This window comes from Kribbella sp. NPDC004875 (genome assembly GCF_042873375.1).
Classification (GTDB): domain Bacteria; phylum Actinomycetota; class Actinomycetes; order Propionibacteriales; family Kribbellaceae; genus Kribbella.
Genome location: NZ_JBIALI010000001.1, coordinates 610,193 through 624,164 on the forward strand (window position 1 = coordinate 610,193; position 13,972 = coordinate 624,164).

Below are 13,972 nucleotides of genomic sequence, written 5' to 3' on the forward strand. Positions count from 1 at the left end.
CCAACGGGAGTCGCGCCGATGACCGATCTCGATCTGGACGCGTTGATCGACAATGCCGGGACACGGATCGTCGTCACCTGCGGGTCCGGCGGCGTGGGCAAGACCACGACCGCGGCCGCGCTCGGTCTGCGCGCGGCGGAGCGGGGCCGGAAGGTCGTCGTACTCACGATCGACCCGGCCCGGCGGCTGGCGCAGTCGCTCGGGCTGACCGAGCTGGACAACACCCCGCGCGCGGTCGCCGACGTGAACCCGAAGAACGGCGGCCGGCTGGACGCGATGATGCTGGACATGAAGCGGACGTTCGACGACGTCGTGCTGCAGCACGCGACGCCGGAGAAGGCCGAGCAGATCCTGGCGAACCCGTTCTACCAAGCGCTGTCGTCGTCTTTCGCGGGGACGCAAGAGTACATGGCGATGGAGAAGCTCGGCCAGCTGCACCACCAGGCCGAGCGGACCGGCGACTGGGACCTGATCATCGTCGACACCCCGCCGTCGCGCTCCGCCCTGGACTTCCTGGACGCGCCGGAGCGGTTGGCCTCGCTGCTGGAGGGACGGTTCCTCCGGTTGCTGCTGGCGCCGGCGCGCGGGCCGTTCAAGCTGATGTCGGCCGGCGTGAACATGGCGATGTCGGTACTGAACAAGGTGCTCGGCGCGCAGGTGCTGACCGACGTACAGACGTTCGTGGCGGCGTTCGACACGCTGTTCGGCGGGTTCCGGCAGCGCGCCGAGCAGACGGTGGCGCTGCTGCGGGAGCCGCACACCGCGTTCCTCGTGGTGGCCGCGCCGCAGAACGACGCACTACGCGAGGCGTCGTACTTCGCCGAGCGGCTGCGCGCCGAGGGAATGCCGCTGGCCGGCGTCGTGCTGAACCGGGTGACGAACACGCAGGCCCCGGAGCTCTCGGCGGAGCGGTCACTCGCTGCGGCCGAGAAACTCGAGGAAGCGGACAAGTCGCCGCTGACGGCCGCCGTACTGCGCTTGCACGCGGACAAGATGCAACAGGTAGTAGGCGACCACAAGCGCGCCGACCGCTTCCGCCGCGGTCATCGCTCGATCCGCATCGTCGAGGTCCCGGCACTACCTGACGACGTGCACGACCTAGCCGGCCTGCGCACGATCGGCGACCTGCTCACCGCCTAGCGCGGACCTGCGCCACTCACCAAGCGCCCGCATGCGGGGCGACCGCCCGCGCGCTGAGCGTGAAGCTTCGCGTGGCGAGCGGAATCCGCCAGGTTGCTGAGTGGTGGAGGTCCGCACCCCACTCGGTTCACCCTGAGCGAACGCCCGGAAGGCCGGGAATTACTTGCTTACACCTGTGGTTGAGCCTGTCAGACTCAATCTTGAAAAGGGTGTGACAGCGTGACCGATACGTTGAATCTTCCTGTACTGCCGCTGGACGACGTGGTGGTCCTGCCAGGGATGGTCGTGCCGGTCCGGCTCGCCGACAGCGAGGCCCGGGCGGCGATCGATGCTGCCCAGGCGTCCGGTGAGGACAAGGTCCTCCTGGTACCGCGGCTGGACGGGAAATATGCGAAGGCCGGGACGCTCGGTGAGATCGAGCAGATCGGCCGGCTGCCGGGCGGTGCCCAGGCGGCCGTGATCCGCGGTACCCAGCGGGTGCTGATCGGCTCCGGGACCACCGGTCCGGGCGCCGCACTCTGGGTGACCGCGACGGTGCTCCACGAGATCACCGACGAGCGGTCGGCCGAGCTGGGCCGCGAGTACAAGACCCTGACCACCTCGGTGCTCGAGCGTCGCGGTGCGTGGCAGGTCATCGACTCCGTGAAGCAGGTGAACGACCCCGCGGAGCTGTCCGACCTGGCCGGTTACGCGTCGTACCTGAGCAACGAGCAGAAGTCCGAGCTGCTGGAGAACGCCAACGTCTCCGAGCGGCTGGAGAAGCTGATCGGCTGGGTGAAGGACCACCTCGCCGAGCTCGAGGTCTCCGAGACGATCCAGAAGGACGTCCAGGAGGGCATGGAGAAGCAGCAGCGCGAGTTCCTGCTGCGCCAGCAGATGGCCGCGATCCGCAAGGAGCTGGCCGAACTGGACGGCAAGGCCGAGTCCGAGGAAGAGGACTACCGGGCCCGCGTCGAGGCGGCCGACCTGCCGGAGCACGTCCGCAAGGCCGCGCTCGCCGAGGTCGACAAGCTGGAGCGGACCAGCGAGCAGTCCCCCGAGGTCGGCTGGATCCGTACCTGGCTGGACACCGTCCTCGAGCTGCCGTGGAACGAGCGGACCGAGGACAGCTACGACATCCGCGAGGCGCGGGCCGTGCTGGACGCGGACCACGCCGGTCTGGACGACGTGAAGCAGCGCATCACGGAGTACCTGGCCGTACGGCGTCGCCGCGCGGACCGTGGTCTCGGCGTCGTCGGCGGTCGCCGCAGTGGCGCCGTACTGGCGCTGGTCGGGCCGCCTGGTGTGGGTAAGACCTCGCTGGGTGAGTCCGTGGCGCGGGCGATGGGCCGCAAGTTCGTCCGGGTCGCCCTGGGTGGCGTGCGGGACGAGGCCGAGATCCGCGGTCACCGGCGGACGTACGTCGGTGCGCTGCCGGGCCGGGTCGTGCGGGCAATCACCGAGGCGGGTTCGATGAACCCTGTCGTACTGCTGGACGAGATCGACAAGGTGGGCGCGGACTACCGGGGTGACCCGACCGCGGCCCTGCTGGAGGTCCTGGACCCGGCGCAGAACCACACCTTCCGGGACCACTACCTGGAGGTCGAGCTGGACCTGTCCGACGTGGTCTTCCTGGCCACGGCGAACGTGCTGGACTCCATCCCGGCGCCGTTGCTGGACCGGATGGAACTGGTGCAGCTGGACGGGTACACCGAGGACGAGAAGGTCACGATCGCCCGTGACCACCTGCTCCCGCGTCAGCTGGAGCGGGCGGGCCTGACGGCGGACGAGGTGGCCATCGAGGACTCGGCGTTGCGGGTGCTCGCGGGTGAGTACACCCGGGAGGCCGGCGTACGGCAGCTCGAGCGGTCCATCTCCCGCGTCCTGCGGAAGGTGACGGCCAAGCTCGCGCTGGGCGAGGACCTCGGCCATCTGACGATCGGCGGGACGGACCTGAAGGAGTACCTGGGTTCGCCGAAGTTCACTCCGGAGTCGGCCGAGCGTACGGCGCTTCCGGGTGTGGCGACCGGACTGGCGGTCACCGGCGCGGGTGGTGACGTCCTCTTCGTGGAGGCGTCGCTGGCCGACAAGGAGACCGGCCCGACCGGAGTCACGCTGACCGGACAGCTCGGTGACGTGATGAAGGAGTCGGCGCAGATCGCCCTGTCGTACCTGCGCTCGCACGGCGCGGAGCTGGGGCTGCCGGTCGGCGACCTGGCCGAGCGGAACGCCCACATCCACGTACCGGCCGGTGCCGTCCCGAAGGACGGACCGTCGGCGGGTGTGACGATGACGACGGCGCTGGCGTCGCTGCTGTCCGGACGGCCCGTCCGTTCGGAGGTCGCGATGACCGGTGAGGTGTCGCTGACCGGGCGGGTGCTCCCGATCGGTGGCGTGAAGCAGAAGCTGCTCGCCGCGCACCGGGCCGGGCTGACCACGATCCTGATCCCGAAGCGGAACGAGCCGGACCTGGAGGATGTCCCCGCGTCCGTGCTCGCGGAGCTGACCGTGCACCCGGTGAGCGACGTCCGCGAGGTGCTGGAGCTGGCCCTGGAGCCGGCCGAGGTGGCCGCGCACCAGTACGCCGCCTGACGTCGTACCGCGGGAGGGCCCCGGGCAACTGCCCGGGGCCCTCGTCCTTTTGGATGAACTTTGTCCACAGGGTGTGACTGAACTCATATTCCACGCGGTAACCCAATCAGCCGATCCCGTAGTCTCTATAACCATGCGCGCGAGGGAGAAGGGCGACCGGGGAGTCGCCCAATCTGTGGTTCTGTTCCTTGGGGTGAGCGTGTTGTCGGGGGCCTTGGCCGCCGGTCTCGCCATCCCGTTCGCCGGCCTCGCCGGGTTCACCACCCAGAAAACCTCCGACACGTTGCAGGACCTGCCACAGCAGTTCGACGAGGTCCCGCTCAAGCAGAAGAGCCAGATCTTCGCCGCCGACGGCACGCTGATCGCGACCCTCGCCGAGCAGAACCGGGTGCCGGTGAAACTCAAGGACGTCGCGCCGATCATGCAGAAGGCGATCGTCGCGATCGAGGACGACCGGTTCTACGAGCACGGCGCACTGGACATGAAGGGCACGCTCCGCGCGCTGCTGCAGAACCAGTCCGCCGGTTCGGTGCAGCAGGGTGGTTCGAGCATCACCCAGCAGTACGTGAAGATCAGCCTGGTCGAGAAGGCGAAGACGCCGGAGGAGGTCGCGGCCGCGACCGCCGACTCCTACCAGCGCAAAGTCGCCGAGCTGCGCTACGCGATCGCGGTCGAGAAGCAGTTCTCGAAGAACGAGATCCTGGAGAAGTACCTCAACCTCGCGAACTTCGGCGACGGCGCCTGGGGGATCCAGGCCGCCGCGCAGCACTACTTCTCGGTGAACGCGTCCCAGCTGACGCTCGCGCAGGCCGCGATGCTGGCCGGCCTGGTGAAGAACCCGACCGGCTACGACCCGACCAACAACGCCAAGCGCGCCAAGGACCGCCGCGACGTGGTGATCCGGCGGATGCTCGAACTGAACGTCATCTCGGTCTCCCAGGCCAACTCGGCCCTGAAGACCCCGGTCATCGACCCGGCCAAGGTCCGCCCGAACAAACTCGGCTGCGGCAACGGCCCGTACCCGTTCTACTGCGAGTACGTCGTCTCCGAACTGGAGAACAACCCGGCCTTCGGCAAGACCAAGACCGACCGCGCCAACTACCTGAAGACCGCCGGCCTGACGATCCGCACCTCGCTGGACCCGAAGATCCAGGCAGACGCCCAGCGCTCGATCGACACGCACTCGCGATCGACCGACGAGGCGGTCGCCGCGATCACGATCGTCGAGCCCGGGACGGGTCTGGTGAAAGCGATGGCGCAGAGCCGCAAGTACGGCAGCAAGCGCGGCCAGACGGCGTACAACTTCAACGCGCCGAAGACTTACGCGGGCGGGTACGGCGGGTTCCAGAACGGCTCAACGATGAAGGCGTTCACGATCGCGGCGGCGATCCAGCAGGGCATCCCACTGAACTACAAGATCAACTCGCCCAGCCCGATCCACCTCGGCGGCAAGACGTTCAGCACCTGCAGCGGCCCGTACAAGATCCAGGGCAGCTACGACCCGCAGAACTCGACGAACAACGTCGCCGACCCGACAATGATCCAGGCCGCGCAGAAGTCGACCAACACCTACTTCCTGCAGTTGTCACAGCGGACCGGCCTGTGCCCGATCGCCAAGATCGCCGGCGCCCTGGGAATGTACAACGCCCAGTCGCTCGAGCCGCTGCAGCAGGTGCCCTCGATGACGCTCGGCGTCGACCTGATCTCGCCGCTGCAGTTGGCCGGTGCGTACGCCGCCTTCGCGGCCCGCGGCATGTACTGCAAGCCGTGGGTGGTCACCGCGGTCAAGGACGCTGCCGGTAAGACGGTCAGCACACCGGGCGCGGACTGCAAGCAGGCGCTGGCGCAGGAGGTCGCGGACGGTGTGAACGCGGTCCTGCACCAGGTGATGGAGCCGAACGGCACCGGCGGCAAGCTGAAGTTCGGCAAGAGCGACCTGGCCGGCAAGACCGGAACGATCAACGATGCCAAGGCGGTCTGGTACGCCGGGTACTCGACCCGGCTCGCGGCGGCCGCAACCGTGGCCGACGCCTCGGTGCCGTACAGCCGGCTGCAGGGCCAGACCCTGAACGGAAAGCCGATCAACGACCCGACCGGTTCTGGCACGGCCGGTCCGATCTGGGAGGCCGCGATGAAGGCGGCGCTCCAGGGCTACCCGACCACGCACTTCGTGGCCCCGACCGACAAGACCCAGCGCGGCGATGTGAAGAGTCTGCCGTTCGTCAACGGCATGAACCCCACCGACGCCGCGAACAAGCTCAAGCAGGCCGGCTTCGACGTCGCGACCGCCTCCGGCACGGTGAACTCCGAGGAGACCGCCGGCACGGTCGCGTACACCGACCCGCGGCAACGCGACGGCGCACCCGCCGGCTCGGTGGTGACGCTGTACATCTCCAACGGCAGCCAGAAGAACCAGCCGAAGCCGCCGACCCAAACCACCAAACCCCCGGGCAAACCAACAACCACCATCAACCCGAACTGCCCCCCGTGGAACCCCAAGTACCCCAACTGCGGCGGCCGCGGCCACGGCGGCTGACAAAAACACGGGGGCACCGTCCGGTGCCCCCGTTTCCTGTGTCCGGCCGTCAGAGGGTCGTGATCTTGCACCCCTTGTCGATGCTCGGGCCGAATCCGCAGAAGCGCTCCCACGGATAGGCCTGGGAGATCATCTTCGTCCAGGCCTCGCCCTCATCCGGGTTGGAGGTGTACACGATCTTGGTGACCGGGCTGCCGTTGGCGTCGTACACACCGCCCGCGATGTAGGCGTACTGGCCCTCCGCGCCACCGGCTTCGGCCGGACGGATGCGGGTCCAGAACGCGTGACAACTCGGCGACCAGCGAAGTTCCGCGAGGTAGCCGCGGTACAAGGTCAGAAGATCGTCCTTGGTGACGGCGTCGTTCGCGCACCCCGATGTCTGCGGGTCCAGGCCGTTGCAGGCGGCATAGGTACACGATGCGGCCGATGCCGGCGCCGTGTTCAGTGCGGAGAACCCGACGATGGCTGCAACCGCGGTCACGCCGGCGACTGACTTCCTGAAACGGGACACGAGTCTCCTCATTGATCGTTCGATCGGCTGAGGAAACCTACGAATCCGTCGCAGCGCGAGGCAAGGCTTTTGCAGCTAGTTGCAGACTTGTGCGGTCAGGCGCTGAGTTGGCGTTTTACTTCGGCGGAGACCACCGCGCCGTCGGCCTTGCCCTTGACCTTGGGTTGGAGGGCGCCCATGACCTTGCCGATGCCGCGGGGGCCGAGTTCGGCGGCGCCGGTGGCGGCGATGGTTTCGGTGACGAGGGCTTTGATCTCGTCCTCGGTGAGTTGTTCGGGGAGGTACTCGGCGAGGATGTCCGCCTCGGCCTGTTCCTTGTCGGCGAGTTCGGCGCGGCCGGCGTCGCGGTAGGCGACGACCGACTCGCGGCGCTTCTTCGCCTCGGAGCTGAGCACATCGACGATCTCGGTGTCGCTGAGCTCGCGCGCCTCCTTGCCGGACACCTCGGCCTTGGTGATCGCGGTGAGCGCCATCCGCAGCGTCGACTTGCGGATCTCGTCGCGCGCCTTCAGGGCAGCGGTCATGTCGTCGTGCAGGCGCTGCTTCATTCCGGAGTTGGACATACGACAGATTGTGGCAGGCTGGTGAATTGACGCCCTCCTCGCCCTTGGGCCGAGGATTCCAACGACTACGCGGAGGTAGCAAGTTGAGGTTCACGCCTCGGCGAGGCCCGTACTGGCGTCTCTCCGCGTGCACTGACGGCCCGTCCGGCCGCGATGTTGACCGCCGCGTTCACGTCAGCATGTGCCTGATGCCCGCAGGACGCACACCGGAACACCGCTTGGCTCTTGCGGTTCTCCGGTGCGCAATGCCCACAAACACTGCAGGTCTGCGACGTATACGCGGGATTGACCTTCTCGACGCGCCCCGGCGCCTTGTGCTCAAGCCTGCGCACCAGGGCGCCCCAGCCGCTCGCGAGGATTCCTCGGTTCAAGCCGGCTTTGGCGCGCCGGTGGTTGCGAAGGTAGGTGCCTGGCTTTCGTGCGTCAGGCCTCGGCGCGGCGCGTCTGGTCATGTGCGCGATGCGCAGGTCTTCGACGCGAATGACGTCGTACCGTCGCGCGAGGTCGGTACTGGTCTGCTCCACCCAGTTTCGGCGCCGGTCGGCAGCGCGGGCGTAGAGCCCGGCGATCGCGGCCTGCACTCGCTGCCGGCGCCTCGACCCACGACGGCACCGGTCCAGGCGGCGCTCCAGTTGCCGGAGTCGCAGCAGCTCGACATCCGACAGACCGGGGCACTTCAGCAACTCGCCTGTCGACAGAGCCGCCGATACGGTGACGCCTCGGTCCACACCGATGACCTTGCTCGTGCCAGGCGGCGGGAGCGGCTCCGGAGTCACCGCGAACGCGATGTGCCAGCGACCAGCCGGGTCACGCGTGATCCGGTACGACTTCGCGTCGGGCACGATGCGGGACAGCCGGAACCGGATCCAGCCAACCTTTGGCACCAACACTCGCGCAGCCTTTCGGCCCACCCGCTCGATGCGGCCGGCCTGTGGTCCGACGATGCGAAACCCCTCGTGCAGTCCGGCGCGACGCCAGGTCGGGCGTCCATGGGTGCCGGCGCGAAAGTTCTTGATGGCTTGACCGAGATCTCGCAAGGCTTGCTGTTGCACGGTCTGCGATCCCGCCCGCAACCAGCCGAAGGCAGCTCGCGCTTCGGTGAGCTGCCGGGACTGCTCACGGTATGCAGGTGTCGGTCGCTTGCCGGGCCTCCGCATCGACCACTGCTCCAAGGCCAGGTTCCACACGAACCGGGCATGCCGACACTGCTGCAGCAGCGCAAGTTCCTGCGCCGCCGTCGGACACATCCGGAACCGGGACATGCCCCCAACCAAAGCAGCCAGAACCGACAATTCTCGATCACCGAAAGGAAGCAGGCGCGATGAGCTTCCGCACATTTGCCACCACCACCCTCAAGACCACGGCCGTGGTCGGCGCCGTGGGCGCTGCCTGTGTCGCGTACGCGGCCGGGATCGAGGTGCGGTGGTTCACCCTGCGTAGGGTGACGGTGCCGGTGCTGCCCGAGGGTGCCGCGCCGCTCAAGGTGCTGCACCTGTCCGACCTGCACCTGATGCCGTCCCAGGAGCGGAAGATCCGCTGGGTGAACGACCTGGCCGCCCTCGAGCCGGACCTGATCGTCAACACCGGCGACAACATCTCCAGCGAGCACTCCGTCCGCCCACTGCTCCGTGCGTACGGCGATCTGCTCGACCTGCCCGGCGTGTTCGTGTTCGGCTCCAACGACTACTGGAAGCCGCACTTCAAGAACCCGGGCAAGTACCTGCTGCCCGCCAACAAGCAGCGCCACAAGCCGCACGGCCCCGACCTGCCGTACGAGGAGATGCGCCGCGCGTTCACGGGCGCCGGCTGGACCGACCTGAACAACGCCAAGGCCACCCTCAAGGTCAGCGGCCTGCGCCTGGACTTCGCCGGCACCGACGACCCGCACATCAAGCGTGATCGGTACGACGAGGTCGCCGGCGAGATCGACCCGACGGCCGACCTGTCGATCGGGGTCACGCACGCGCCGTACCAGCGGGTGCTGAACGGTTTCGTCGGCGACGGGTATCCGCTGGTCCTCGCCGGGCACACGCACGGCGGCCAGCTCGCGGTCCCGTTGTACGGCGCTCTGGTGACCAACTGCGATCTCGACACGTCTCGCGTGAAGGGGCTCTCCACCTGGGGATACAACGGCCGTCAGGCCGCTCTGCACGTCTCGGCGGGCCTCGGAACGTCGCCGTACGCACCGGTTCGATTCGCCTGCCGGCCGGAGGCGACACTGCTCACTCTGGTGCCCCGGATTAACCCGATTTCGTCCGGACGCTGAGCCCATGTAAGCTACTCGCGACTTCGGGCTGTGGCGCAGCTTGGTAGCGCGCTTCGTTCGGGACGAAGAGGTCGCAGGTTCAAATCCTGTCAGCCCGACCAACACTCAGGGCCAGTCACATCGTGACTGGCCCTGAGTGCGTTATGGGCTCGGTCGCGGAGGTGCTGGGGAGTGAGCGGGTCCGACCACTACGAGGTGCTGAACGTCGAACGCACCGCCACGACCGCCGAGATCAAGAGCGCGTACCGGAAGCTGGTCCGCCAGGTGCACCCGGACCAGGGTGGTAGCGCGGCGTTGTTCCGGGTCGTGCAGGAGGCGTGGACCACCCTCGGCGACGACGCCCGGCGCGCGGCCTACGACCGCGAGCTCGCCGGGAAGAGCGGCGCCACCTCCGAGCCCCCGCCGTACGACGAGACACCGCGGCACGAGCCACCGCCCTACGAGCCACCGCCGTACGAGCCACCGCGGTACAAGCCGCAGCACGACACAACCGCCACCGCCGCGCCTGATGTGCCGTTCGAGCCGGACGGTCCGCTTCAGGCCGTTCCGCGGTTCGGACGCTGGCGGGTGCTGGCGATCGTCCTATTGCTCGCGTGGCTGATCGTGGTGGCCGGTCCGCTGGTGGTCGCGGCCGTGACGAGCCCGAAGTACCTCTTCTACGGCATCCCACTGGTGTGTCTGGGCGTGGCCGGGCTGCCGCGCCAGTGGCGGCTCCGGATCCCGTTCGGCCGCGTGATGAGCAGGTTCGGCGTCCTGGTCGCGGTCGCGTTCCTCGCGACGATCGTGGTCGCCAACTCGCACCTGGACACCACCACGCGGATCTCGCTGTACGCCCTGCTCGGCGGCTTCGTGCTCGTCCGCCTGGTCACCTGGCGCTGGTCGATCGCACGCGAACTCGACCGAGCCGTCGACAAGTACTCCGCCTACGAGGCCAACATCTGGGGCCGGCCGGGCGAGCCCCTGGTCGACGACGGCCGGTTGCCACTGCTCCCACCTTCGGAGGTACTCCGGGTCCGCCGGACGGCACGCCTCCTCGAAGAGGTGCTGAACCTCCCCGCCGCGAAGCTGATCCACACGCCCCGGGTCGGCGGCCTGACCGTCGACCATCTGCTGATGGCGGGCTCGCGCGTCGCCGCCGTCGCCTCGATCGTCGGACCGCCCGGTACGTACTCGATCGACGTCTACGGCGCGGTCCTCCGTGACGGCCGGCCGTTCGGCGGTGCGCCTGCTCTGACGGAAGCGGTCAACGCCTGGCAGCGCTTCCTGAGAGGCACCGAGGTCCGCGGCTACCTCGTCGTACTGCCGACAGCCGACGGCCAGCAGGGCATCGCCGCGGTGTCGGCACCCGATTCCGTCATCGCCTGCCTGTCCCCGGCCACCGCCGTCGCCGAGCTCACCACCTGGCTACAGGCCGAAGGCAACATCGTCGACCGCCGCCTCCTGTACGACGTCCTGTACCAGGCGCCCGTCGCTGAGGCGTGAACCTAAGCTGGACCGCATGCAGCGGGTTGAGCTGGGTGAGATCGAATACGAGGTCGCAGCGAAGGACATGCGCGGCTGGGTCGAGGAGCGGATCGCCGGGGAGGCCGAGGACCGGCTCTTCTTGCTGAGTCATCCGCCCGTCATCACCTACGGGCCGCGGACCTCGCCGGACGATCTGCCGGTGGGCACCCCGGCGGTCGCGGTGGATCGGGGCGGGTTCGCGACGTACCACGGGCCGGGGCAACTGGTCGGGTACCTGGTCATCGACCTGCACCAGCGTGGACCGGTCGACATCGTGCGCTGGGTGGAGAACGGCCTGATCGACGCGCTCGGCACGCTCGGATTCCCGCTGGTACGCCGGGACACGCCGAAGGGCGCGAGCAGCCTGGTCGGGGTCTGGACCGCGGACGGGCGGAAGCTCTGCTCGATCGGGATGCGGATCCGGCGTGGCGTGACGAGCCACGGGTTCTCGGTGAACGTCGACCCGGACATGACCGTTTTCCACACCTTCACCAGCTGCGGGCTGCACGACGTGACGATGGTCTCGCTCGCCGAACTGGCCGCCGAGCAGGGCCGGGCGACGCCCACCGACACCGAGGTCCGCGACGCCGTCGCGCACAGCCTGGGAGCCCGATAACCTGCCGCAATGAGCCAGGAGGACGACGACGACCGGATGCCTGCGGATCTGGAAGCCGTTCTGGAGGCCGCCGACGAGGCGGAGGAGGAAGCCGGCCGGCACCGGTACGACGGCCCGCCGCTGCCGCCCGCGCTGATCCTGGTCGTCGTCGGTCTGCTCTGCGGGTTCGCGACCATCGCACTGGTGTGGCTGAGTGAGCGCAGCTGCGAGCGGTTCCGGGACACCACGAACTGCGGCGCCCTCGGGCTCCCGCTGCTGGTGGTGATCGTGGTCGTCACGATGGTGCTCGGCGGGCTCGCGCTCAGCCGGCTGGCGATGCCGCACCCGCGGCTGGTCCCGTTCCTCGGCGTCGCCTTCATGGTGGCGCTGGTGATCGCGTTCCTGACCGGCCACCTGGACTCGCCCTGGATCCTCGCCGTCGTCCCGGCGCTGACCGCCATCACCTTCCTGCTCGCCAATCTCGTCGCCCGACTGCTGGAGCGTGCCGATGCCTGACCTGCCCGTCTACGAGTGCCCGCGGACCGCCACCACGCCGAATCTCGACGGCACCCTGACCGACCCCGCCTGGGAGGCCGCGCCCTGGACCACCGACTTCGTCCCGATCGCCGCCGGCCCGGCGCCGCGGTTCCGGACCCGGGCGAAGCTGATGTACGACGACCAGTACCTGTACGTCGGCGGCCAGCTCGAGGAGCCGCACGTCTGGTCGACGATGACCGAGCACAACAGCAAGCTCTTCCACGAGAACAACTTCGAGCTGTTCCTGGACCCGGACGGCGACGGGCTGAACTACTACGAGTTCGAGATCAACGCGCTCGGCACGATCTGGGAGCTGACGCTGCCGAAGCCGTACGTCGACGGCGGCGTCCCGATCGACCCGACGAACCTGCCCGGACTGCGCACCGCGATCCACGTCGACGGCACCGTCAACGACCCGTCCGACACCGATAACGGGTGGTCGGTGGAACTCGCCGTACCGTGGGCCGACCTCGCCTCGTACAACCAGGGGCGTGCCACGCCGCCGAACCCGGGTGACGAGTGGCGGATGAACCTCATGCGCTGCGAGTGGCCGCACGACGTGGTCGACGGCGCCTACCAGAAGGGTGAGCAGATCGAGTTCTGGGTCTGGTCGCCGCAGGGTGTCGAGGACATGCACCTGCCGGCCCACTGGGGCGTACTTCGTTTCTGACGGCGAGTGACCCCTGTGACCTGGCGTTAACACGAGCGCGAGACAATTGGGCACGTGAACTTGGGGGGCTCCGGCGATCAACACAGTCTGGAGGCGGACCAGGTCGTCAGCGCGATCGAACGCGCGTGTGAGAGCGACCTGCGCACCGCCCTCCGGCTGGTTGCGCGGTACTCCGCGTACTGGTGGTCACGGGGACTCCAGGACGAGGCCGCGGCGGCGGCCGAGCGGGTGCTCAGCATGCTCGGTCGCACCGTCCCGGTCGGGCTCGACGAGGAGTACCTGCTCGCCGTGATCGACGGCGCCGCGTCGGCCGAGCAGGAGCAGATCGAGCTGGCCCAGCAGATCGTGCTGACCACGACCGGCCCCTTCCGGTACTCCGTGACGGTGCTGCTGTGGTCACTTGTGTTCGGCCCGTTCGAGTCGGCCGAGGTGGTCGAGGACGTGCTGGAGCGGAACGAGAGCGGTGACGCCTGGACCCGCGCCGCCGTCGAGCTGATCCGCGGGTACCCGGGTCTGACCACCGCGGCCCCCGCTGACACCGCGCAGGCGTTGCGTACGGCGCTGGGCCGGTTCCGGATGCTCGAGGACCAATGGGGCGTGTTCCTCGCCCTGAGCGCCCTCCGGTACGTCGTCGACGAGCCGTTGGACATCACCACGGAGGCGCTGCGGCTCGCTGAGCAGCTGTGCCTGGTGGAGGAGACCGCACTGCTGCTGTGCGAGCGTGCCGAGCTCTACCGGCGAGCGGGGAAGCTGGAAGACGCCCAGGCGGACTACGCCCAGGCACTGTCCATCGGTGAGCACGCCGAACTCCTGGAGACCGTCGCCGCGGCTCGGCTCGGTCTCGCCCGGACCGCCCGGGGCTCCGGCAATCTCCCGGCGGCCCGCTCGCACCTGTCGGCCGTTCTCACGCTGCGCGGGCTCGAGGACGCACACTTCGAGGCACACCACGAGCTGGCGGCGCTGAACGCCTCCGAAGCCTCCGCCTGAGCGCTGTGGGGTCGCGTCACACCTGCGAGTGTGACCGCGGGATATCCCCGGCAGAACTGTGGTGCCAGCCACATCGCGGCCGGCTGCGTCGCT

General features: G+C 68.6%; 12 protein-coding genes and 1 tRNA gene. 10 read left to right on the plus strand and 3 right to left on the minus strand.

The window, feature by feature from the left end; translation table 11 throughout:
* The first annotated feature begins 18 nt into the window (after window positions 1-18).
* The 3 genes from ACFYRH_RS02870 to ACFYRH_RS02880 all read left to right on the plus strand — a co-directional run bounded on the left by ACFYRH_RS02870 (window position 19) and on the right by ACFYRH_RS02880 (window position 6,247).
* Window positions 19-1,140, plus strand: coding sequence for an ArsA family ATPase (locus tag ACFYRH_RS02870; RefSeq protein WP_387767075.1), 1,122 nt, complete (start codon window positions 19-21; stop codon window positions 1,138-1,140).
* A 219-nt stretch (window positions 1,141-1,359) separates the two neighbouring features.
* A complete protein-coding gene (gene lon / locus ACFYRH_RS02875; protein WP_387767078.1) occupies window positions 1,360-3,711 on the plus strand; it encodes an endopeptidase La in 2,352 nt (783 codons plus the stop codon).
* Window positions 3,712-3,904: 193 nt separating this feature from the next.
* Window positions 3,905-6,247, plus strand: a complete 2,343-nt coding sequence (locus ACFYRH_RS02880; protein WP_387767081.1) for a penicillin-binding protein — start codon at window positions 3,905-3,907, stop codon at window positions 6,245-6,247.
* Between the two features lie 49 nt (window positions 6,248-6,296).
* Here ACFYRH_RS02880 and ACFYRH_RS02885 read toward each other — a convergent pair whose 3' ends face one another.
* The 3 genes from ACFYRH_RS02885 to ACFYRH_RS02895 form a co-directional block, all read right to left on the minus strand.
* Window positions 6,297-6,728 (minus strand): DUF2690 domain-containing protein, encoded by a 432-nt coding sequence (locus tag ACFYRH_RS02885; RefSeq protein WP_387767084.1) that lies wholly within the window; start codon window positions 6,726-6,728, stop codon window positions 6,297-6,299.
* 125 nt (window positions 6,729-6,853) lie between these two features.
* Window positions 6,854-7,321 carry a GatB/YqeY domain-containing protein gene (locus ACFYRH_RS02890; protein WP_387767087.1) on the minus strand — a complete coding sequence of 156 codons (468 nt, stop codon included), beginning with the start codon at window positions 7,319-7,321 and terminating at the stop codon, window positions 6,854-6,856.
* 65 nt (window positions 7,322-7,386) lie between these two features.
* Window positions 7,387-8,583, minus strand: coding sequence for an RNA-guided endonuclease InsQ/TnpB family protein (locus tag ACFYRH_RS02895; RefSeq protein ID WP_387767090.1), 1,197 nt, complete (start codon window positions 8,581-8,583; stop codon window positions 7,387-7,389).
* Window positions 8,584-8,642: 59 nt separating this feature from the next.
* Between ACFYRH_RS02895 and ACFYRH_RS02900 the strand changes: the two genes are divergently transcribed.
* The 7 genes from ACFYRH_RS02900 to ACFYRH_RS02930 all read left to right on the plus strand — a co-directional run bounded on the left by ACFYRH_RS02900 (window position 8,643) and on the right by ACFYRH_RS02930 (window position 13,879).
* Window positions 8,643-9,587, plus strand: coding sequence for a metallophosphoesterase (locus ACFYRH_RS02900; protein WP_387767093.1), 945 nt, complete (start codon window positions 8,643-8,645; stop codon window positions 9,585-9,587).
* 24 nt (window positions 9,588-9,611) lie between these two features.
* Window positions 9,612-9,688: transfer RNA gene (locus ACFYRH_RS02905), tRNA-Pro, on the plus strand.
* Window positions 9,689-9,758: 70 nt separating this feature from the next.
* A complete protein-coding gene (locus ACFYRH_RS02910; protein WP_387767096.1) occupies window positions 9,759-11,069 on the plus strand; it encodes a J domain-containing protein in 1,311 nt (436 codons plus the stop codon).
* Between the two features lie 16 nt (window positions 11,070-11,085).
* The gene (gene lipB / locus ACFYRH_RS02915; RefSeq protein ID WP_387767099.1) at window positions 11,086-11,706 is read left to right on the plus strand and encodes a lipoyl(octanoyl) transferase LipB; all 621 of its coding nucleotides are present in this window, start codon (window positions 11,086-11,088) and stop codon (window positions 11,704-11,706) included.
* Window positions 11,707-11,715: 9 nt separating this feature from the next.
* Window positions 11,716-12,201, plus strand: coding sequence for a hypothetical protein (locus ACFYRH_RS02920; RefSeq protein WP_387767102.1), 486 nt, complete (start codon window positions 11,716-11,718; stop codon window positions 12,199-12,201).
* Window positions 12,194-12,892: a carbohydrate-binding family 9-like protein gene (locus tag ACFYRH_RS02925; RefSeq protein ID WP_387767105.1), complete on the plus strand. Its 699-nt coding sequence runs from the start codon at window positions 12,194-12,196 to the stop codon at window positions 12,890-12,892. Before ACFYRH_RS02920 ends, ACFYRH_RS02925 begins: the two co-directional genes overlap by 8 nt.
* Before the next feature lie 54 nt (window positions 12,893-12,946).
* Window positions 12,947-13,879 carry a hypothetical protein gene (locus ACFYRH_RS02930; RefSeq protein WP_387767108.1) on the plus strand — a complete coding sequence of 311 codons (933 nt, stop codon included), beginning with the start codon at window positions 12,947-12,949 and terminating at the stop codon, window positions 13,877-13,879.
* The last annotated feature ends 93 nt before the right edge of the window (window positions 13,880-13,972 follow it).

Coding starts and splice junctions, on each gene's coding strand:
- ACFYRH_RS02925 (WP_387767105.1), top strand. CDS start 12,194: ATGCCTGACCTGCCCGTCTACGAGTGCCCGCGGACCGCCACCACGCCG.
- ACFYRH_RS02895 (WP_387767090.1), bottom strand. CDS start 8,583: ATGTCCCGGTTCCGGATGTGTCCGACGGCGGCGCAGGAACTTGCGCTG.
- ACFYRH_RS02870 (WP_387767075.1), top strand. CDS start 19: ATGACCGATCTCGATCTGGACGCGTTGATCGACAATGCCGGGACACGG.
- ACFYRH_RS02890 (WP_387767087.1), bottom strand. CDS start 7,321: ATGTCCAACTCCGGAATGAAGCAGCGCCTGCACGACGACATGACCGCT.
- lipB (WP_387767099.1), top strand. CDS start 11,086: ATGCAGCGGGTTGAGCTGGGTGAGATCGAATACGAGGTCGCAGCGAAG.
- ACFYRH_RS02920 (WP_387767102.1), top strand. CDS start 11,716: ATGAGCCAGGAGGACGACGACGACCGGATGCCTGCGGATCTGGAAGCC.
- ACFYRH_RS02900 (WP_387767093.1), top strand. CDS start 8,643: ATGAGCTTCCGCACATTTGCCACCACCACCCTCAAGACCACGGCCGTG.